Genomic DNA, 17,582 nt, shown 5'->3' with positions numbered 1-17,582 from the left:
TCCACAGGCATGAAAAAGGGAGCCCGAAGGCTCCCTTTTTTTGCAGCTCAGGACGCGATCAGAACAACACGCGGCTACGGATGGTGCCGTTGACGTGTTGCAGCTTCTCTTGCGCCAGCTCCGAGTATTCGGCGTCGACGTCGATCACGACGTAGCCGACTTTATCGTTGGTCTGCAGGAACTGACCGGAAATGTTGATGCCGTTTTCGGCGAAGACCTTGTTGATCTCGCTCATCACACCCGGGATGTTCTCGTGGATGTGCAACAGGCGGTGCTTGCCAGGGTGAGCCGGCAGGGCCACTTCGGGGAAGTTCACGGACGATACCGATGTACCGTTGTCGCTGTACTTGACCAGTTTTTCCGCCACTTCCAGACCGATGTTGGCTTGCGCTTCGGCGGTCGAGCCACCGATGTGCGGGGTCAGGATGACGTTGTCCAGGCCACGCAGCGGGCTTTCGAACTCTTCGTCGTTGGAGCGTGGCTCCACCGGGAACACGTCGATGGCGGCGCCGATCAGGTGCTTGTCCTTGATCGCGGCGGCCAGGTGATCCAGCTCGACCACGGTGCCGCGCGCGGCGTTGATCAGGATACCGCCCTTCTTGATGGCGCGGATTTCCTTCTCGCCGATCATCCACTGGGTCGCGGCGGTTTCAGGAACGTGCAGGGTGACGATGTCGGACATGCCCAGCAGTTCGTGCAGGTTGCCGACCTGGGTCGCGTTGCCCAGCGGCAGCTTGGTCACGGTGTCGTAGAAGAACACCTGCATGCCCAGGCCTTCGGCCAGGACCGACAGTTGGGTGCCGATCGAGCCGTAGCCGACGATGCCCAGCTTCTTGCCACGGATCTCGAAGGAGTTCGCCGCGCTCTTGATCCAGCCGCCACGGTGGCAGGAAGCGTTTTTCTCGGGGATGCCGCGCAGCAGCAGGATCGCTTCGGCCAGTACCAGCTCCGCCACGGAGCGGGTGTTGGAGTACGGCGCGTTGAACACGGCGATGCCGCGCTCGCGGGCCGCTTCCAGGTCAACCTGGTTGGTGCCGATGCAGAAACAGCCGACAGCTACCAGCTTCTTCGCGTGATCGAAGATCTCTTCGGTCAGTTGGGTGCGCGAACGAATGCCGATGAAGTGAGCGTCAGCGATCTTTTCCTTGAGCTGGGCTTCCGGCAGGGAACCTGTGAGGTACTCGATGCTGGTGTAGCCCGCCGCCTTGAGGACGTCGACAGCCGATTGGTGGACGCCTTCGAGAAGAAGGAACTTGATCTTGCTCTTATCGAGAGAAGTCTTGCTCATCTGCGTAAACCTGTATCCCGGAGAAAAATGGCAGGGAAGGGCGCAGCCCGGAGCTGACCCGCACGGCAGGAAAGCCGTCGCCGCAGATCAGGCCTTGGGCACTGTCCTGCGGGGTCGGTATGCTAGCATAGCCACCCCGCTAAACACTCATTCCTGCGACGTGAAGCGTCTTCAGGATGACCATGAATTGTTCGAGAGTTCTGTCGATGACCAGTCCTGCCCTGATTGATGAACTGAAGACCCTGGTTGAGCCTGGCAAAGTATTGACCGATGCCGACTCCCTGAATGCGTACGGCAAGGACTGGACCAAGCACTTCGCCCCGGCGCCGAGCGCCATCGTGTTCCCCAAGAGCATCGAGCAGGTGCAGGCTATTGTGCGCTGGGCCAACACGCACAAGGTCGCGCTGGTGCCGTCCGGCGGGCGCACCGGGTTGTCAGCCGCCGCGGTGGCGGCCAATGGTGAAGTGGTGGTGTCGTTCGACTACATGAACCAGATTCTCGACGTGAACCTCACCGACCGCACTGCCGTCTGTCAGCCGGGCGTGGTCACCGAACAATTGCAGAATGCCGCCGAAGAACATGACCTCTACTATCCGGTGGACTTCGCTTCGGCCGGCTCCAGTCAGATTGGCGGCAATATCGGCACCAATGCCGGCGGGATCAAGGTCATTCGCTACGGCATGACCCGCAACTGGGTCGCGGGCATGAAGGTCGTCACCGGCAAGGGTGATGTGCTGGAGCTGAACAAGGACCTGATCAAGAACGCCACCGGTTATGACCTGCGCCAGCTGTTCATCGGCGCCGAGGGCACCCTGGGTTTTGTGGTCGAGGCCACCATGCGCCTGGACCGTGCGCCGAAAAACCTTACGGCGATGGTGCTCGGCACCCAGGATTTCGACTCGATCATGCCGGTGCTGCACGCCTTCCAGGGCCGGCTCGACCTGACCGCTTTTGAATTCTTCTCCGACAAGGCCCTGGCCAAGGTGCTGGGTCGTGGTGACGTGCCGGCGCCATTCGAAACCGATTGCCCGTTCTACGCGTTGCTGGAGTTCGAAGCGACCACCGAAGAGGTGGCCAACAGCGCCCTCGAGACGTTCGAGCATTGTGTCGAACAGGGCTGGGTGCTGGACGGCGTGATGAGCCAGAGCGAAACCCAGTTGCAGAACCTGTGGAAGCTGCGCGAATACATCTCCGAAACCATCTCCCACTGGACGCCGTACAAGAACGACATTTCGGTCACCATCTCGAAAGTCCCGGCGTTCCTCCAGGAAATCGACGCGATCGTCGGCAAACACTACCCGGATTTCGAAATTGTCTGGTTCGGCCACATCGGCGACGGCAACCTGCACCTGAACATCCTCAAGCCGGACAACCTGAGCAAGGACGAGTTTTTCGCCAAGTGCGCCACCGTCAACAAGTGGGTGTTCGAAACCGTCGAGAAGTACAACGGTTCGATCTCCGCCGAACATGGCGTGGGCATGACCAAGCGCGATTACTTGACCTACAGCCGCTCGCCGGTGGAAATCGAGTACATGAAAGCCGTAAAGGCGGTGTTCGACCCGAACGGCATCATGAACCCGGGCAAAATCTTCGCGGTTTGATCTGCAATCCCTGATGAATCAATGAAGGCAGGAGTCGGTAAATGAGCTATCAGCACCAGTATGTCGACGGCACGCGAATTCACTTTCCGCTGGGGAAAGTGGTGTGCATCGGGCGCAATTACGCCGAACACGCGAAGGAACTGGACAACCCGGTCCCTACCGAGCCGCTGCTGTTCATCAAGCCCGGCAGTTGCGTGGTGCCGCTGGAAGGCGGTTTCAGCATTCCGACCGAGCGCGGTTCGGTGCATTACGAGGCGGAAATCGCCGTGTTGATCGGCAAGCCGCTGTCGACCAGGCCAAGCGTCGAAGAAGTGCTGGACGCCATCTCCGGTTTCGCCCCGGCGCTGGACCTGACCCTTCGCGACAAGCAGGCCGAGCTCAAGTCCAAGGGCTTGCCGTGGGAAATCGCCAAGTCCTTCGACGGCGCAGCGGTCATCGCACCGTTCGTGGCCGCCAGCACCTTTGCCGACCTGACTGACATCGGCATTCGCCTGACCATCAACGGCGAAGTGCGCCAGGACGGCAACAGCAGCGCGATGCTCAACCCGATCGTGCCGATGATCCAGCACATGGCCGGCTGCTTCTCGCTGCAGGCCGGCGACGTGATCCTCACCGGCACGCCGGTGGGCGTCGGTCCGCTGAATGTAGGTGATGACCTCGTGCTGGAACTGCCGGGCGCCAGCCGCTTCACCAGCAGCGTGCGCTAAGCGCAACACGGCAAACTGTGGGAGCGGGCTTGCTCGCTCCCAATTTGGTTGTTGGCAACACACGGCAATCCCGCCATTTGCCGTTTTTTTCACATCCTGTCTGGATAATTTCCGCAATTCTGGCGTCTGAGCCGGCCTCTTTGTGCTATTACCCATAGCCTGAATTTTCGGAACGCGTCCCTTGATGTCATCTCAAACTCAGCTCAAAACCTCCCGTCGTTCGCGCTTCGCCATGCGCTGGTATTCCTGGCTGTTGCTGGTGGCCGCTGCTGTGTATGGCCTGGCGTTCGTCATGCATTGGGATGACCGTGGCGTGCTGTGGGTGCTGGAGCGCTTCGAAAGCCCCGCCGAGCGCAGCGAAAGTGTCTGGCTGCCGGATTATCGGGCCGTGATCGACGCCAAGCTGCTGCCGGGCATGGAAAAGGACGAGGCCTCGGACCTGTCCTATAACCCGCAGACCAAAACCCTGTTCTCGGTGATGGGCAAGAATCCGTTCCTGGTCGAACTGACCCTGCAGGGCGATGTGCTGCGCAAGATGCCGCTGGTGGGCTGGAGCAATCCGGAAGGCGTGACGGTGATGGAAAACGGCCTGATGGCGATCGTCGATGAGCGTGAGCACCTGCTGACGATCGTCAAGGTTGACGCCAATACCCGTGAACTGAACGTCGCCGACTTCCCGAAATACGACCTCGGCCCGTCGAAAAACCAGAACAAGGCCTTTGAGGCGGTCGCCTGGGACAAGCGCAATCAGCAACTGCTGTTGGGTGAGGAGCGTCCGCCCGCGTTGTTCACCTGGAAAAGCGATGGCAGCCAGACCCTCGCCGGCGACAAGCGCAAACTCGACAGCGACGAACTGGACATCCGCAACCTCTCGGCCCTGGCGATCGATCCGCGCACCGGCCACACCCTGGTGCTGTCCGCCGATTCCCACCTGTTGCTGGAGCTGGACGAGAAGGGCGAGCAAGTCAGCTTCATGACCCTGCTCGGCGGTTTCAACGGTCTGAAGAGCACCATCCCCCGTGCCGAAGGCGTGACCATGGATGAAGCCGGCACGCTGTACATGGTCAGTGAGCCGAACCTGTTCTACCGCTTCGAAAAGCAGCGCTGATCGCTCCTGCAACCCTTACGCAATTGTGCAGTTGTAGATCGCGGCAAGTGGCCATTAAGCTTCAGTTCAGACAGGCGTGATATTTCATCCGCCTGTTTTGATGCCGAGCCTGCCTGAATGCGCCGATTTACCCGCCCCAAACCCTTGTTTGTCATCCTTTCGGTGATTGCCCTGATCGCGTTGATCGCGATCGGCCAATACCTGCGCCTGTTCGAGCGCGCCTGGTTCAATCTGCATACCCTGTGGCAGCCGCTGAGCAGCGAGGCCATTGGCCTGGACCAGTATCGGGTGGAGATCGAGGCGCATGGGATCGACGGGCTGGATGATGATGTTTCGGCGCTGACCTACGATCCGGTGCGCAAAAGCCTGTTCACCGTGACCAACAAGAATGCCGAGCTGATTGAGCTTTCTCTTGAAGGCAAGATCCTGCGCCGGATCGCGCTGATCGGCTTCGGTGATCCGGAGGCGGTGGAGTTCATCAGCGCCGACACCTACGTGATCACCGACGAGCGCCAGCAGCGCTTGATCAAAATCCATGTGGAGGCCGACACCAGGTTCCTCGATGCGGCGGATGCCGAGCAAATGACCCTCGGTGTACACATGAGCGGCAACAAGGGTTTCGAGGGGCTGGCGTATGACTCGGTGGGCAAGCGTCTGTTTGTCGCCAAGGAGCGTGACCCGATGCTGATCTACGAGGTGCATGGATTTCCGCACTTCAATCCGGAAAAGTCCTACGCGGTGCATGTGATCAATAATCCCAAGCGCGACGCCGGGATGTTCGTGCGTGATCTGTCGAGCCTGCAATACGACGAGCGCAGCGGCCACCTGCTGGCGCTGTCCGACGAGTCACGGCTGATTCTGGAACTGGATGTGGACGGGCGCCCGTTGAGCACCATGTCCCTGAGCGGTGGCCGGCAGGGCCTGAAGAAAACCGTACCGCAGGCGGAAGGCATTGCGATGGATGACGAGGGCGCGCTGTATCTGGTGAGCGAGCCGAACCTGTTCTACGTCTTCCGCAAGCCGGTGCAGAACTGACCAACACCACTAAAACCTGTGTGGGAGCGGGCTTGCCCGCTCCCACCGGTCGTTTTGCTTATTCGGCAGTCAGGGTCTTCACGCCTTCAGGGGTGCCGAGCAGCAGCAGATCCGCCGGGCGCGCGGCGAACAGGCCGTTGGTGACCACGCCGACGATGGCGTTGATCTGCGCTTCCAGCTCCACTGGATTGGTGATCTGCAGGTTGTGTACGTCGAGGATGATGTTGCCGTTGTCGGTCAGCACGCCTTCGCGGTAGACCGGGTCGCCGCCGAGTTTGACCAGCTGGCGGGCAACATGGCTGCGGGCCATCGGGATCACTTCCACCGGCAGCGGGAACGCGCCCAGCACCGGCACCAGTTTGCTGGCGTCGGCGATGCAGATGAAGGTTTCGGCCACGGCTGCCACGATCTTCTCGCGGGTCAGGGCCGCGCCGCCGCCCTTGATCAGGTTCAGGTGCTCGTCGCTTTCATCGGCGCCGTCGACGTAGAACTCCAGGTTGCTCACGGTGTTCAGCTCGTAAACCGGAATGCCGTGGCCCTTGAGGCGCGCGGCCGTGGCTTCGGAACTGGCGACCGCGCCGTCGAACGCGCCCTTGTGCTGGGCCAGAGCGTCGATGAAGCAGTTGGCGGTGGAGCCGGTGCCGACGCCGACGATGCTCTTGTCGTCGAGTTTCGGCAGGATGAAGTCCACGGCGGCCTGGGCCACGGCCTGTTTGAGTTGATCCTGGGTCATGCGGGCTCCGGAAGCGGGCAAGGTGAGAACGGAAAGGCCGGCATTATAGCCTCAAGCGTCGCTAAAACCTCTGGAATCGTGTGGTCGTCCGGACAAAAGCCGGGTTAGACTCCTTGGCCCTGCCCAACCCGCTCAGTGATGCTTTCCGATGCTCGAACAGTACGTCAAGAAGATCCTCACCTCGCGCGTTTATGACGTTGCCGTAGAAACCCCGCTGCAGAACGCTCGCCAGCTCTCCGAGCGGCTGGGCAACGATATCTGGCTCAAGCGCGAAGACTTGCAGCCAGTTTTCTCGTTCAAGATTCGCGGCGCCTACAACAAGCTGACCCAGTTGAGCGACGAAGAGCGCGCCCGTGGCGTGGTCACCGCGTCGGCGGGCAACCATGCGCAGGGCCTGGCCCTGGCGGCGAAAGTGCTGGGCGTGAAAGCGACCATCGTGATGCCCAAGACCACCCCGGAGATCAAGGTCGAAGGCGTGCGCTCCCGTGGCGGCAAAGTGGTGCTGCACGGCGATTCGTTCCCCGAGGCGCTGGCTTATTCGCTGAAACTGGTCGACGAAAAGGGCTACGTCTACATTCACCCTTACGATGATCCGCACACCATTGCCGGGCAGGGCACGGTGGCAATGGAGATTCTGCGCCAGCACCCGCAGCCGCTGGACGCGATCTTCGTTCCGGTCGGCGGCGGCGGTTTGATCGCCGGCATCGCGGCCTACGTCAAATACCTGCGCCCGGACATCAAGGTCATCGGCGTCGAGCCGGACGACTCCAACTGCCTGCAAGCGGCGATGGCGGCGGGCCAGCGCGTGGTGCTGCCGACCGTGGGCATCTTCGCCGACGGCGTGGCCGTGGCGCAGATCGGCCAGCACACCTTCGACATCTGCAAGGATTACGTCGACGAGGTGATTACCGTCAGCACCGATGAAATCTGCGCGGCGATCAAGGACATCTACGACGATACCCGCTCGATCACCGAACCTGCCGGTGCGCTGGGCGTGGCCGGGATCAAGAAGTACGTCGAGCAGCGCGGCGTCAGCGGCCAGACCTTGGTCGCCATCGACTCCGGGGCCAACGTCAACTTCGACCGCTTGCGCCACGTCGCCGAACGCGCCGAGCTGGGCGAGGGTCGCGAGGCGATCATCGCTGTGACCATCCCCGAGCAGGCCGGCAGCTTCAAGGCGTTCTGCGAGGCCATCGGCAAGCGTCAGATCACCGAATTCAACTACCGCTACAACACCGGCAGCGAAGCGCACATCTTCGTTGGCGTACAGACTCACCCGGACAACGACCCGCGCAGCGCGCTGCTGGCGAGCCTGACCGAGCAGGGTTTTCCGGTGCTCGACCTGACCGACAACGAACTGGCCAAGCTGCACATCCGCCATATGGTGGGCGGGCGCGCGGCGCAGGTGGTCGATGAAGTGGTGCTGCGCTTCGAGTTCCCGGAGCGGCCGGGCGCGCTGTTCAACTTCCTCAACAAGCTCGGCGGACGCTGGAACATCTCGATGTTCCACTACCGCAACCACGGCGCGGCGGATGGCCGGGTCGTGGCGGGCCTGCAAGTACCTCACGACGAGCGCCATCTGGTGCCGGCGGCGCTTGAGGAAATCGGCTACCCGTACTGGGACGAAAGCGACAACCCGGCCTATCAGCTGTTTCTTGGCTGAGCGGCTACGCTGATGGGCAGGCCCTAAGGAAGACGCGCGATGGAAACGTTAACTGCCCTGAAAGTGGCGCATGTGGTGGCAACCGTGGTGTTGCTGGTCGGTGCGCTGGGCCTGGGATTCTGGGTCTGGCGCGCGAGGCGCAACGGTGATGCCACGGCGGGCAGCCGCACCTTGCAACGGCCGCGGGTGTTCGTCTGGCTGCTGATGGCGCTGGCACTGCTGAGCATGCCGTTCACCGGCTGGTGGATGGTGCATCTGGTGGGCTGGCCGTTGGGGCAGACGTGGATTCTCGCCTCCAGCGTGCTTTACACCGTGGCGGCGCTGGCGTGGTTCTGGTTGCTGGTGCGCTTGAACCGGTTGCGCAAGGCGCCGGGTGGCGTGGGCCGGTTCAGCCTGGCGCTGGCGCTGTTCGGCCTGGTCTGCTTTGTGGCGATTGCCGGGTTGATGGGGGCCAAGCCTGTATAAGGCTTGATACCGGGTCGACCGCTTCGCGGGCAAGCGCTCCCACAGGAGAATGCATTCCACGGTGGGAGCGGGCTTGCCCGCGAGGGTTATCTCAGCCGCGCAGGCTGATCACCGGCCAGCCGCGTTTTTCGGCCTCGGCCAGCAGGTTCGGATCAGGATCCACCGCCACCGGGTTCGCCACCTGCTCCAGCAGCGGCAGATCATTCATCGAGTCGCTGTAGAAATAGCTGTCGTCCAGCGAATACCCGGTTTCTTCCAGCCAGCGATTCAGCCGCGTCACCTTGCCCTCACGGAAGCACGGCACGTCGGTGCTGCGCCCGGTGTAGCGCCCGTCGACCATCTCGCATTCGGTGGCGATCAGCGTTTCGACGCCCAGGCGCACGGCGATCGGCGCGGTGACGAAGCGGTTGGTGGCGGTGATGATCACCAGTTTGTCGCCGGCATCACGATGCTTTTTCAGCAGTTCAAGCGCCTTGGGCAGCATGATCGGCTCGATGCAGTCGCGCATGTAATCGTTGTGCCATTGCTTGAGCACGGCCATTTCGGTGCGACCCAGGATCTCCAGACAGAAGTTCAGGTACGCGGCGTTATCCAGCTTGCCGGCCAGGTAGTCCTGATAGAACTCGTCGTTGCGCGCCTTGTAGGCGACCGGGTCGAGGAAGCCGCGTTCGCACAGGTAGTCGCCCCAGGCGTGATCGCTGTCGCCGCCCAGAAGGGTGTTGTCCAAATCGAATAGAGCCAGGCGCATTGCAGTTACCCGCTGATAAGTCTGTAAAAAGGCGACAAGAATACGGTCTTTTCACAAGAGTGCACATAAGCTAGGAACCGCGTTGCTGCCTTCGCAATCTTTGTGGAACAATGCGGCGACATGCGTTTGCGAGGTTGTTGCCGTGATCGACCCCGATGGTTTCCGCCCTAATGTCGGGATCATTCTGACGAATGACGCCGGCCAGGTGCTATGGGCTCGCCGTATCAATCAGGATGCCTGGCAGTTTCCGCAGGGGGGAATCAACCCCGAAGAGACCCCGGAAGACGCCTTGTACCGCGAGCTGAACGAAGAAGTGGGCCTGGAACGCGAAGATGTTGAAATTCTCGCCTGTACCCGGGGCTGGTTGCGCTATCGTTTGCCGCAACGTCTGGTGCGTACCCACAGCCAACCGCTGTGCATCGGCCAGAAACAGAAATGGTTTCTCCTGCGCCTGATCTCCAACGAGCAGCGGGTGCGGATGGATTTGACCGGTAAACCGGAGTTCGATGGCTGGCGCTGGGTCAGCTATTGGTATCCGTTGGGCCAGGTGGTGACATTCAAGCGCGAAGTGTATCGCCGCGCTCTCAAAGAGCTTGCCCCGCGCCTTTTAGCGCGCGACTGACGACGGAGTTCGACCCCGAGCCATGCTCAATACGCTGCGCAAGATCGTCCAGGAAGTTAACTCCGCCAAGGATCTCAAGGCGGCGTTGGGGATTATTGTGTTGCGCGTCAAAGAGGCCATGGGCAGCCAGGTCTGCTCGGTCTATCTGCTTGATCCCGAGACCAATCGCTTCGTGCTGATGGCCACCGAGGGCTTGAACAAGCGCTCGATCGGCAAGGTCAGCATGGCACCCAACGAAGGTCTGGTCGGCCTGGTCGGCACGCGTGAAGAACCCCTGAACCTCGAAAACGCCGCGGATCACCCGCGCTACCGCTACTTCGCCGAAACCGGCGAGGAGCGCTACGCCTCGTTCCTCGGCGCGCCGATCATTCACCACCGCCGCGTCGTCGGCGTGCTGGTCATCCAGCAGAAAGAACGCCGTCAGTTCGACGAAGGCGAAGAAGCCTTCCTCGTGACCATGAGCGCGCAGCTCGCCGGCGTTATTGCCCACGCCGAGGCCACCGGTTCGATCCGAGGCCTGGGCCGGCAGGGCAAGGGCATCCAGGAAGCCAAGTTCGTCGGCGTGCCGGGTTCGCCGGGCGCGGCGGTCGGTACGGCGGTGGTCATGCTGCCGCCGGCGGATCTGGACGTGGTGCCGGACAAGACCATCATCGACATCGACGCCGAACTGGCGCTGTTCAAGACCGCCATCGAAGGCGTGCGCGCCGACATGCGTACCTTGTCCGCCAAGCTGGCGACCCAGTTGCGCCCGGAAGAGCGCGCGCTGTTCGATGTCTACCTGATGATGCTCGACGATGCCTCGCTGGGCAGCGAAATCACCGACGTGATCAAGACCGGCCAATGGGCGCAGGGCGCGTTGCGCCAAGTGGTCACCGAGCACGTCAACCGTTTTGAACTGATGGACGATGCGTATCTGCGTGAGCGGGCATCGGACGTCAAGGATCTGGGCCGGCGTCTGCTCGCTTACCTGCAGGAAGAGCGCAAGCAGAACCTGGTCTATCCGGAAAAAACCATTCTGGTCAGCGAGGAGCTGACGCCGGGGATGCTCGGCGAGGTGCCGGAAGGCACCCTGGTCGGTCTGGTGTCGGTACTCGGCTCGGGCAACTCCCACGTCGCGATCCTGGCCCGGGCCATGGGCATCCCGACGGTGATGGGCCTGGTCGATCTGCCGTATGCCAAGGTCGACGGCATCGAGCTGATCGTCGACGGTAATCGTGGCGAGGTGATTACCAACCCCAGCGAAGTGTTGCGCAAGCAGTACGCCGAGGTGGTCGAAGAAGAGAAACAACTGGCGCTGGGCCTCGATTCCCTGCGCGACCTGCCTTGCGTGACCCTCGATGGTCACCGCATGCCGCTGTGGGTCAACACCGGCCTGCTGGCGGACGTGGCGCGGGCGCAGAAGCGCGGTGCCGAAGGTGTGGGCCTGTACCGCACCGAAGTGCCGTTCATGATCAACGAGCGTTTCCCGAGCGAGAAGGAACAACTGGCGATCTACCGCGAGCAGCTCGCCGCGTTCCACCCGCAACCGGTGACCATGCGTACCCTGGACATCGGCGGTGACAAGGCGCTGTCGTACTTCCCGATCAAGGAAGACAACCCGTTCCTCGGCTGGCGCGGGATTCGCGTCACCCTCGACCACCCGGAAATCTTCCTGGTGCAGACCCGCGCGATGCTCAAGGCCAGCGAAGGCCTGAACAACCTGCGGATTCTGCTGCCGATGATTTCCGGCATCCATGAACTCGAAGAAGCGCTGCACCTGATCCACCGTGCCTGGGGCGAAGTGCGCGACGAAGGCACCGACGTGCCGATGCCACCGGTCGGGGTGATGATCGAGATTCCGGCGGCGGTGTACCAGACCAAAGAACTGGCGCGGCAGGTCGACTTCCTGTCGGTCGGTTCCAACGACCTGACCCAGTATCTGCTGGCGGTGGATCGCAACAACCCGCGTGTGGCCGACCTCTATGACTACCTGCATCCGGCCGTGCTGCAAGCCCTGCAGACCGTGGTGCGCGACGCCCATGCCGAAGGCAAGCCGGTGAGCATCTGCGGAGAAATGGCCGGCGATCCGGCGGCGGCGGTGCTGTTGATGGCGATGGGTTTCGACAGCCTGTCGATGAACGCCACCAACCTGCCGAAGGTGAAATGGATGCTGCGTCAGATCAACCTGAGCAAGGCCAAGGATCTGCTGGCGGAATTGATGGGTATCGACAACCCGCAGGTTATCCATAGCTCGCTGCAACTGGCGCTGAAGAACCTCGGGTTGGCGCGGATGGTCAATCCGGCGTCGGTCAAGCCTGCCTAGATTTTCAGCGGTTTCGAAAGTCACCCCTCACCCCAACCCTCTCCCCAGAGGGGAGAGGGGGGAAAGGGAGCCGATCTTCGTAGTTTTCAAATCTGAGTTCGACTCGGTCTTTCAGGTCGACGCATAGCGTAAAACAACTCGGTCGGCTTCCTCTCCCACCGGGAGAGGGCGGGGTGTGAGGGAAGGGTTAAATGCAAATCTCCACTTCCCCGAGATGCCCCCCGTAAGGCCCGAAACTGCGCTCCACCATCCGCCGCGTCCCGTCCGCCTGGACAATCAGCGCCGTACTCGCCCGCGTTCCGTAGCTCTGGCTGGCAATGAACACGCTCGACAGCAACGACTCGGTCGTTCGTCCCACCCCGGTATCCGGCAGCTCGGCATCCGGCGCCGTCTGCGCATCGCTCAACAATTCCAGCAAGCGCTCGGGCTGCGGATCATCCAGTACCGCGCTCAGCGCCGCCTTGGCCTTGAGCAGTTTCGGCCACGGGGTATCCAGCCCGGCGTTGGATACCCCGTAGATCCCCGTCTGCAACATCACCGGCTCCGACGCCCGAGCATTGAAATGCCACAACTCGTTGGCGTTACCCAGCAACAGGTTGAACCCGGCATATTCCGGCGCTCGGTCGACAACGTCGGACAAGTAATCGTCAATCGACAGATTTGCGGTAAGAAACCCCGCCACCAGTTCGCCTCGGGAGCGTCGCGACGCCGGTTGCCCGGGATCGCGGATGTTGGTCAGCGCGGCGAAGCGCCCGTTGGCGCCGAGGCCAAGCCAGGTGCCGCCCGCCTCCAGATCACGGCCCGCATGCACATGCGGCGCTTCCGGCCACTGGGCCAGCGGCAGGCTGGGCCGGGCGTAGAACTCGTCACGGTTGGCCGCGACGATCAGCGGCTGGGCATGCCCCGGTCGCCAGGCGAAAACGATCAGGCACATAAGGTGGTCCTTGTGTGTTTTTTGCCCACTCTACGCAGACATCGGCCACGCATCCATCGCCAGTGGAGCCGAAGGCCATGCATCCGTTACCATGCCGCTCCGGTTTGGGGGATGCGCCTTGGGAGGCGGTCATGGAATTTCTGCTCTATCTGGCGCTGGGTGCCTGTGCGGGCGTGCTGGCCGGGCTGTTCGGGGTTGGCGGCGGGATTATCATCGTCCCGGTGCTGGTGTTCAGTTTCACCTTGCAGGGCTTCGATCCGTCGATCCTGACCCACCTGGCGGTCGGCACGTCGCTGGCGACGATCATCTTTACTTCGGTCAACGCCGTGCGCGAACACCATCGGCGAGGCGCGGTGCGTTGGCCGATCTTTGTCTGGATGACCGTTGGCATCCTGATCGGCGCGGGTTTCGGCGCGCTGACGGCCGAAGCGATTTCCGGCCCCAACCTGCAAAAAATCATTGGCGTGTTTGCCCTGGTGATCGCCGTGCAACTGGCGCTGGACTTCAAACCCAAGGCCAGCCGAACGGTGCCGGGAAAACTCGGTCTGACCGTGGCCGGCAGCGTGATCGGCTGGGCCTCGGCGATTTTCGGCATCGGTGGCGGTTCGCTGACCGTACCGTTCCTGACTTGGCGCAGCGTGCCGATGCAGCAGGCGGTGGCGACGTCGTCGGCCTGCGGCTTGCCGATTGCTTTGGCAAGTGCATTAAGTTTCATGATTCTGGGCTGGCATGATCCGTTGCTGCCGGCCCATAGTCTCGGTTTTGTGTATTTGCCGGCGCTGTTGGGCATTGCCCTGACCAGCATGGTCTTCGCCCGTCTCGGCGCGCGATTGGCCCACAAGTTGTCGCCGAAGTTGCTGAAACGGCTGTTCGCCGCTTTGCTGTTCTGCGTCGGCCTGAATTTTCTGCTCTGACTTTGGTTCCGGGCAGTCCGCAATCCTGGCTTAATCCTGAGGTGGCAGCGTCCCCCGGGAATTTCGCTTTCAACTCTAACGAGGAGTCGCAATGCTGCCTTACCCGCAGATCGACCCGGTGGCTTTGGCCATCGGTCCGCTGAAAATCCACTGGTACGGCCTGATGTACCTCGTCGGCATCGGCGGCGCGTGGCTGCTGGCATCGCGCCGGCTCAACCGTTTCGACCCGACCTGGACCAAGGAAAAACTCTCCGACCTGGTGTTCTGGCTGTCGATGGGGGTGATTGTCGGCGGGCGCCTGGGTTACGTGCTGTTCTACGATCTGAGCGCCTACCTGGCCAACCCGACGCTGATTTTCGAAGTGTGGAAGGGCGGCATGTCGTTCCACGGTGGTTTCATCGGCGTGATGCTGGCGGCGGTGTGGTTCGGCAAGCGCAACAACAAGTCGTTCTTCCAGCTGATGGACTTTGTGGCGCCGATGGTGCCGATCGGCCTGGGCGCCGGACGCATCGGCAACTTCATCAACGCCGAGTTGTGGGGCAAGGCGACCGACGTACCGTGGGCCATGGTCTTCCCGCCGTTCAGCGATCCGGCGCAGTTGCCGCGTCATCCGTCGCAGCTGTATCAGTTCGCGCTCGAAGGTGTGGCATTGTTCCTGATCCTCTGGATTTTCTCGCGCAAGCCGCGTCCGACCATGGCGGTCTCGGGCATGTTCGCGCTGTTCTATGGCATCTTCCGTTTCATCGTCGAATTCGTCCGCGTGCCGGACGCGCAACTGGGCTACCTGGCCTGGAACTGGCTGACCATGGGTCAGGTACTCTGCGTACCGATGATCATCGGCGGGCTGTTCCTGATCTGGCTGGCCTACCGCCGTGCCCCGACGGCACCGGTTGCACCGACGGCTTAAATATTCGAACCCCGGCGCGGTTGGCCGGGGCTCAAGGACACAGGTAACTCATGAAGCAATATCTCGATCTGGTGTCGCACGTCATCACCAACGGCACCAAGCAGGCCAACCGTACCGGCGTGAACACCATCAGTTTTCCGGGCGCCATGTTGCGCTTCGATCTGCAGGAAGGTTTCCCGGCGATCACCACCCGCAAGATGGCTTTCAAATCCGCCATCGGCGAGATGTGCGGCTTTCTGCGGGGCGTGAACAACGCCGCTGAATTCCGGGCGCTGGGCTGCAAGGTCTGGGATCAGAACGCCAACGAAAACGCCCAGTGGCTGGCCAACCCGTTCCGTCAGGGCGACGACGACCTCGGCGAAATCTACGGCGTGCAATGGCGCAAATGGCCGGCGTACAAACAGATTCCGCTGAGCAACACGGCGGCCATCGAGCAGACCTTGAGCAACGGCTACAAGCAGATTGCCCAGGGCGAAGAGGACGGCCAGGCCTACGTGGTGCTGTACAAGGCCATCGACCAGGTGCGCCAGTGTGTCGACACGATCATCAAGGATCCGGGCAGCCGCCGTATCCTGTTCCACGGCTGGAACTGCGCCCAGCTCGACGAAATGGCCCTGCCGCCGTGCCATCTGCTGTACCAGTTCCACCCGAATGTCGAGACCAAAGAGATCTCTCTGACCCTCTACATCCGCTCCAACGACCTGGGTCTGGGCACGCCGTTCAACCTCACCGAAGGCGCCGCGCTGCTCAGCCTGATCGGTCGCCTGACCGGTTACACGCCGCGCTGGTTCACCTATTTCATCGGCGACGCGCACGTCTATGAAAACCACCTGGACATGCTCAACGAACAGCTCAAGCGCGAGCCGTTCGCCATGCCGAAACTGAAAATCTCCGACCGCGTACCGGAATTCGCCAAGACCGGCGTGTACCAGCCGGAATGGCTGGAGCTTGTAGAGCCAGGCGATTTCTCGCTGGAAGGCTACGAGCACCATGCGCCGATGACCGCGCCGATGGCGGTTTGATCCAGCCGGTTCTGCGAGCGTTGTTTGATTGCGAAACGATCTAACAGACTGTCAACTCTGACAGGTGGCGGGTGAATGAAAGGGTGTTTGACTGATCAAGAGCCATTCGGCCGAGGTCAGTCAAACACCCTTTTCTTATTTGCGGAGCCCGCTATGTCAACGATTACAGGTGATCCAACCCACGGATTCTCGGAGCAGGCCATCGATTATCTCGCTCCGCGCCCGCGCGCCATACCCTACGCGCCGCTTGCAGGTTGCCGAACGGGCTCTGGAGTGATTGATCATTTCGAATCCATCTGGCCTTGGGGAAGTGTATTGGCGACTGAAGTGCTCAACGGAGCACCCATTTTCAGGGATTCGGTTTTTTTCGAAGTCATAGTCAATTTTCTCGATCATCAGATCGGCGATGAAATACGCGTGCAAGGGCAAGCAGTCGAGGGTGGAGGGGGTGGTTTCCTGTTGCCGCCTCAAACGGTTACCGATCTCACCACTCACCTGCGATTTTCCATTTCAGATGCTGAAGCCTTGAGGTTTGTGGGCAGCAAGGTCGAAGTCATTGCGGTCATTACAAGAGGCGGGAGCGTCATACCTTCGGCTTCATTGATGCTGACTGTTGCACCGGCGCTGGAGCAAACGGGTCCGATAGATATCCCAGGCGTTGTGAATGGCCAGTTGGAGATCGATAAGTTTCCAGATGGGGTGGTGCTGAAGATTCCAAGAGTCGCCAATCTTCGGACGAATAATGCCATCGAGGTCAACTGGCGCAGTGATACTCAGCCCGGCCCCAACCCGCGTAACTGGAGAGACCATCAACGCCTGTTGGCGGTGACCCCTGACGAACCTTTTCACATACACATCCAGCCCTCGGTCTATCAGGACTTTCGTGGAGAATGGGCTCAGGTCTTCTGCAGTTATTATTTAGGCGCGGGAATGTCTTCGGTGACCAAGTACGGTATGGGATCTCAGGGCACCCTCGCGTTCCAACTGGTCTAGCCCGACAAGTCGTGGCGAACTCAATGGCCGTGACTACGGCCCACGTGCGAATGCTCAACCTCCGCCGCCACCACCCCGCCACTGACTTCCAGGCGCTGCAAGATCCCGCACTGATCCGCTTCCGGTCCCTCGCCACAACGCTGTCGCAGGTCGAGCAGTTGCGTCTGCAGCGCCAGCAGCCCGTCGATCCGCGCCTTGACGTGCAGGATATGTTCGTCGATCAGAGCGTTGACGCTTTCGCACTGGTCCTGCGGGCTGTCACGCAGGGTCAGCAGGGCGCGGATTTCCTCCAGGGTCATGTCGAGGGTGCGGCAGTTGCGAATGAAGGTCAGGCGCTCGGCGTGGGCCTGGGTGTAGACGCGGTAGTTGCCGTCGCTGCGGGCCGGCTCCGGCAGCAGGTTTTCGCGTTCGTAGTAGCGGATGGTTTCCACAGCGCAATCGGTCTGTTTCGCCAGTTCTCCGATCTTCATGACGGCAATCTCCAAAAGGGTGCTTGACCCTATAGTGGCTACAGGGTCTTTACTTGGCAACAGGCACCTT

17 protein-coding genes are annotated in these 17,582 nt (G+C 61.4%); 12 read left to right on the top strand and 5 right to left on the bottom strand.

Translation table 11 applies throughout. The features are described 5' to 3' along the window. Positions 1 to 58 precede the first annotated feature (58 nt). On the bottom strand, positions 59 to 1,288 hold the full coding sequence (serA, locus tag N8H74_RS01435; protein ID WP_217829364.1) for a phosphoglycerate dehydrogenase: 1,230 nt from the start codon (positions 1,286 to 1,288) through the stop codon (positions 59 to 61). A gap of 206 nt (positions 1,289 to 1,494) precedes the next feature. Here serA and N8H74_RS01430 point away from each other — a divergent pair, with 206 nt between their 5' ends. The 4 genes from N8H74_RS01430 (at position 1,495) to N8H74_RS01415 (ending at position 5,739) form a co-directional block, all read left to right on the top strand. Next, the gene (locus tag N8H74_RS01430) at positions 1,495 to 2,889 is read left to right on the top strand and encodes an FAD-binding oxidoreductase (RefSeq protein ID WP_217829365.1); all 1,395 of its coding nucleotides are present in this window, start codon (positions 1,495 to 1,497) and stop codon (positions 2,887 to 2,889) included. A gap of 41 nt (positions 2,890 to 2,930) precedes the next feature. Next, the gene (locus N8H74_RS01425; RefSeq protein WP_262145938.1) at positions 2,931 to 3,596 is read left to right on the top strand and encodes a fumarylacetoacetate hydrolase family protein; all 666 of its coding nucleotides are present in this window, start codon (positions 2,931 to 2,933) and stop codon (positions 3,594 to 3,596) included. 184 nt (positions 3,597 to 3,780) lie between these two features. Then, the gene (locus N8H74_RS01420; RefSeq protein ID WP_262145936.1) at positions 3,781 to 4,704 is read left to right on the top strand and encodes an SdiA-regulated domain-containing protein; all 924 of its coding nucleotides are present in this window, start codon (positions 3,781 to 3,783) and stop codon (positions 4,702 to 4,704) included. Between the two features lie 117 nt (positions 4,705 to 4,821). Continuing rightward, the gene (locus tag N8H74_RS01415) at positions 4,822 to 5,739 is read left to right on the top strand and encodes an SdiA-regulated domain-containing protein (RefSeq protein WP_262145935.1); all 918 of its coding nucleotides are present in this window, start codon (positions 4,822 to 4,824) and stop codon (positions 5,737 to 5,739) included. Between the two features lie 58 nt (positions 5,740 to 5,797). Here the strand turns inward: N8H74_RS01415 and rpiA are convergent, their stop codons facing one another. Continuing rightward, positions 5,798 to 6,472: a ribose-5-phosphate isomerase RpiA gene (gene rpiA / locus N8H74_RS01410; protein ID WP_262145934.1), complete on the bottom strand. Its 675-nt coding sequence runs from the start codon at positions 6,470 to 6,472 to the stop codon at positions 5,798 to 5,800. Between the two features lie 148 nt (positions 6,473 to 6,620). Here rpiA and ilvA point away from each other — a divergent pair, with 148 nt between their 5' ends. Together ilvA and N8H74_RS01400 are read left to right on the top strand one after the other, a co-directional pair. Continuing rightward, positions 6,621 to 8,135 (top strand): threonine ammonia-lyase, biosynthetic, encoded by a 1,515-nt coding sequence (gene ilvA, locus N8H74_RS01405; protein ID WP_262145933.1) that lies wholly within the window; start codon positions 6,621 to 6,623, stop codon positions 8,133 to 8,135. A 39-nt stretch (positions 8,136 to 8,174) separates the two neighbouring features. After that, the gene (locus tag N8H74_RS01400) at positions 8,175 to 8,600 is read left to right on the top strand and encodes a DUF2269 domain-containing protein (protein ID WP_262145931.1); all 426 of its coding nucleotides are present in this window, start codon (positions 8,175 to 8,177) and stop codon (positions 8,598 to 8,600) included. A gap of 91 nt (positions 8,601 to 8,691) precedes the next feature. On the opposite strand, the gene N8H74_RS01395 is transcribed toward N8H74_RS01400, so the two are convergent. After that, positions 8,692 to 9,348, bottom strand: coding sequence for an HAD family hydrolase (locus tag N8H74_RS01395; RefSeq protein ID WP_262145930.1), 657 nt, complete (start codon positions 9,346 to 9,348; stop codon positions 8,692 to 8,694). Between the two features lie 142 nt (positions 9,349 to 9,490). Between N8H74_RS01395 and N8H74_RS01390 the strand changes: the two genes are divergently transcribed. Continuing rightward, positions 9,491 to 9,970: an RNA pyrophosphohydrolase gene (locus N8H74_RS01390; protein ID WP_003229203.1), complete on the top strand. Its 480-nt coding sequence runs from the start codon at positions 9,491 to 9,493 to the stop codon at positions 9,968 to 9,970. Between the two features lie 22 nt (positions 9,971 to 9,992). Continuing rightward, on the top strand, positions 9,993 to 12,272 hold the full coding sequence (ptsP, locus tag N8H74_RS01385; RefSeq protein ID WP_217829373.1) for a phosphoenolpyruvate--protein phosphotransferase: 2,280 nt from the start codon (positions 9,993 to 9,995) through the stop codon (positions 12,270 to 12,272). Between the two features lie 187 nt (positions 12,273 to 12,459). Here ptsP and N8H74_RS01380 read toward each other — a convergent pair whose 3' ends face one another. Further along, positions 12,460 to 13,206 (bottom strand): NRDE family protein, encoded by a 747-nt coding sequence (locus tag N8H74_RS01380; RefSeq protein ID WP_262145929.1) that lies wholly within the window; start codon positions 13,204 to 13,206, stop codon positions 12,460 to 12,462. Between the two features lie 131 nt (positions 13,207 to 13,337). Here N8H74_RS01380 and N8H74_RS01375 point away from each other — a divergent pair, with 131 nt between their 5' ends. From N8H74_RS01375 to N8H74_RS01360, 4 genes are all read left to right on the top strand, one after another. Continuing rightward, complete coding sequence (locus tag N8H74_RS01375; RefSeq protein ID WP_262145928.1) at positions 13,338 to 14,120, top strand: sulfite exporter TauE/SafE family protein; 783 nt, start codon at positions 13,338 to 13,340, stop codon at positions 14,118 to 14,120. Positions 14,121 to 14,211: 91 nt separating this feature from the next. Next, the gene (gene lgt / locus N8H74_RS01370; protein WP_217829376.1) at positions 14,212 to 15,027 is read left to right on the top strand and encodes a prolipoprotein diacylglyceryl transferase; all 816 of its coding nucleotides are present in this window, start codon (positions 14,212 to 14,214) and stop codon (positions 15,025 to 15,027) included. Between the two features lie 50 nt (positions 15,028 to 15,077). Then, the gene (locus N8H74_RS01365) at positions 15,078 to 16,049 is read left to right on the top strand and encodes a thymidylate synthase (RefSeq protein WP_262145927.1); all 972 of its coding nucleotides are present in this window, start codon (positions 15,078 to 15,080) and stop codon (positions 16,047 to 16,049) included. Positions 16,050 to 16,202: 153 nt separating this feature from the next. Beyond that, on the top strand, positions 16,203 to 17,042 hold the full coding sequence (locus N8H74_RS01360) for a hypothetical protein (protein WP_262145926.1): 840 nt from the start codon (positions 16,203 to 16,205) through the stop codon (positions 17,040 to 17,042). Positions 17,043 to 17,062: 20 nt separating this feature from the next. On the opposite strand, the gene cadR is transcribed toward N8H74_RS01360, so the two are convergent. After that, complete coding sequence (gene cadR, locus N8H74_RS01355; RefSeq protein WP_262145925.1) at positions 17,063 to 17,512, bottom strand: Cd(II)/Pb(II)-responsive transcriptional regulator; 450 nt, start codon at positions 17,510 to 17,512, stop codon at positions 17,063 to 17,065. Positions 17,513 to 17,582 lie beyond the last annotated feature (70 nt).

Origin of the sequence: Pseudomonas sp. B2M1-30, assembly GCF_025447575.1 — a bacterium.
Classification (GTDB): Bacteria; Pseudomonadota; Gammaproteobacteria; order Pseudomonadales; family Pseudomonadaceae; genus Aquipseudomonas; species Aquipseudomonas botevensis.
This window is presented reverse-complemented; position numbering and strand designations above follow the sequence as displayed.

What these genes read in the sequence shown, in the direction of transcription:
- N8H74_RS01430 (WP_217829365.1), top strand. Translation starts at nt 1,495, where the DNA reads ATGACCAGTCCTGCCCTGATTGATGAACTGAAGACCCTGGTTGAGCCT.
- cadR (WP_262145925.1), bottom strand. Translation starts at nt 17,512, where the DNA reads ATGAAGATCGGAGAACTGGCGAAACAGACCGATTGCGCTGTGGAAACC.
- N8H74_RS01425 (WP_262145938.1), top strand. Translation starts at nt 2,931, where the DNA reads ATGAGCTATCAGCACCAGTATGTCGACGGCACGCGAATTCACTTTCCG.
- ptsP (WP_217829373.1), top strand. Translation starts at nt 9,993, where the DNA reads ATGCTCAATACGCTGCGCAAGATCGTCCAGGAAGTTAACTCCGCCAAG.
- N8H74_RS01380 (WP_262145929.1), bottom strand. Translation starts at nt 13,206, where the DNA reads ATGTGCCTGATCGTTTTCGCCTGGCGACCGGGGCATGCCCAGCCGCTG.
- N8H74_RS01365 (WP_262145927.1), top strand. Translation starts at nt 15,078, where the DNA reads ATGAAGCAATATCTCGATCTGGTGTCGCACGTCATCACCAACGGCACC.
- N8H74_RS01415 (WP_262145935.1), top strand. Translation starts at nt 4,822, where the DNA reads ATGCGCCGATTTACCCGCCCCAAACCCTTGTTTGTCATCCTTTCGGTG.
- N8H74_RS01400 (WP_262145931.1), top strand. Translation starts at nt 8,175, where the DNA reads ATGGAAACGTTAACTGCCCTGAAAGTGGCGCATGTGGTGGCAACCGTG.
- rpiA (WP_262145934.1), bottom strand. Translation starts at nt 6,472, where the DNA reads ATGACCCAGGATCAACTCAAACAGGCCGTGGCCCAGGCCGCCGTGGAC.
- N8H74_RS01375 (WP_262145928.1), top strand. Translation starts at nt 13,338, where the DNA reads ATGGAATTTCTGCTCTATCTGGCGCTGGGTGCCTGTGCGGGCGTGCTG.
- serA (WP_217829364.1), bottom strand. Translation starts at nt 1,288, where the DNA reads ATGAGCAAGACTTCTCTCGATAAGAGCAAGATCAAGTTCCTTCTTCTC.
- lgt (WP_217829376.1), top strand. Translation starts at nt 14,212, where the DNA reads ATGCTGCCTTACCCGCAGATCGACCCGGTGGCTTTGGCCATCGGTCCG.
- N8H74_RS01420 (WP_262145936.1), top strand. Translation starts at nt 3,781, where the DNA reads ATGTCATCTCAAACTCAGCTCAAAACCTCCCGTCGTTCGCGCTTCGCC.
- ilvA (WP_262145933.1), top strand. Translation starts at nt 6,621, where the DNA reads ATGCTCGAACAGTACGTCAAGAAGATCCTCACCTCGCGCGTTTATGAC.
- N8H74_RS01360 (WP_262145926.1), top strand. Translation starts at nt 16,203, where the DNA reads ATGTCAACGATTACAGGTGATCCAACCCACGGATTCTCGGAGCAGGCC.
- N8H74_RS01395 (WP_262145930.1), bottom strand. Translation starts at nt 9,348, where the DNA reads ATGCGCCTGGCTCTATTCGATTTGGACAACACCCTTCTGGGCGGCGAC.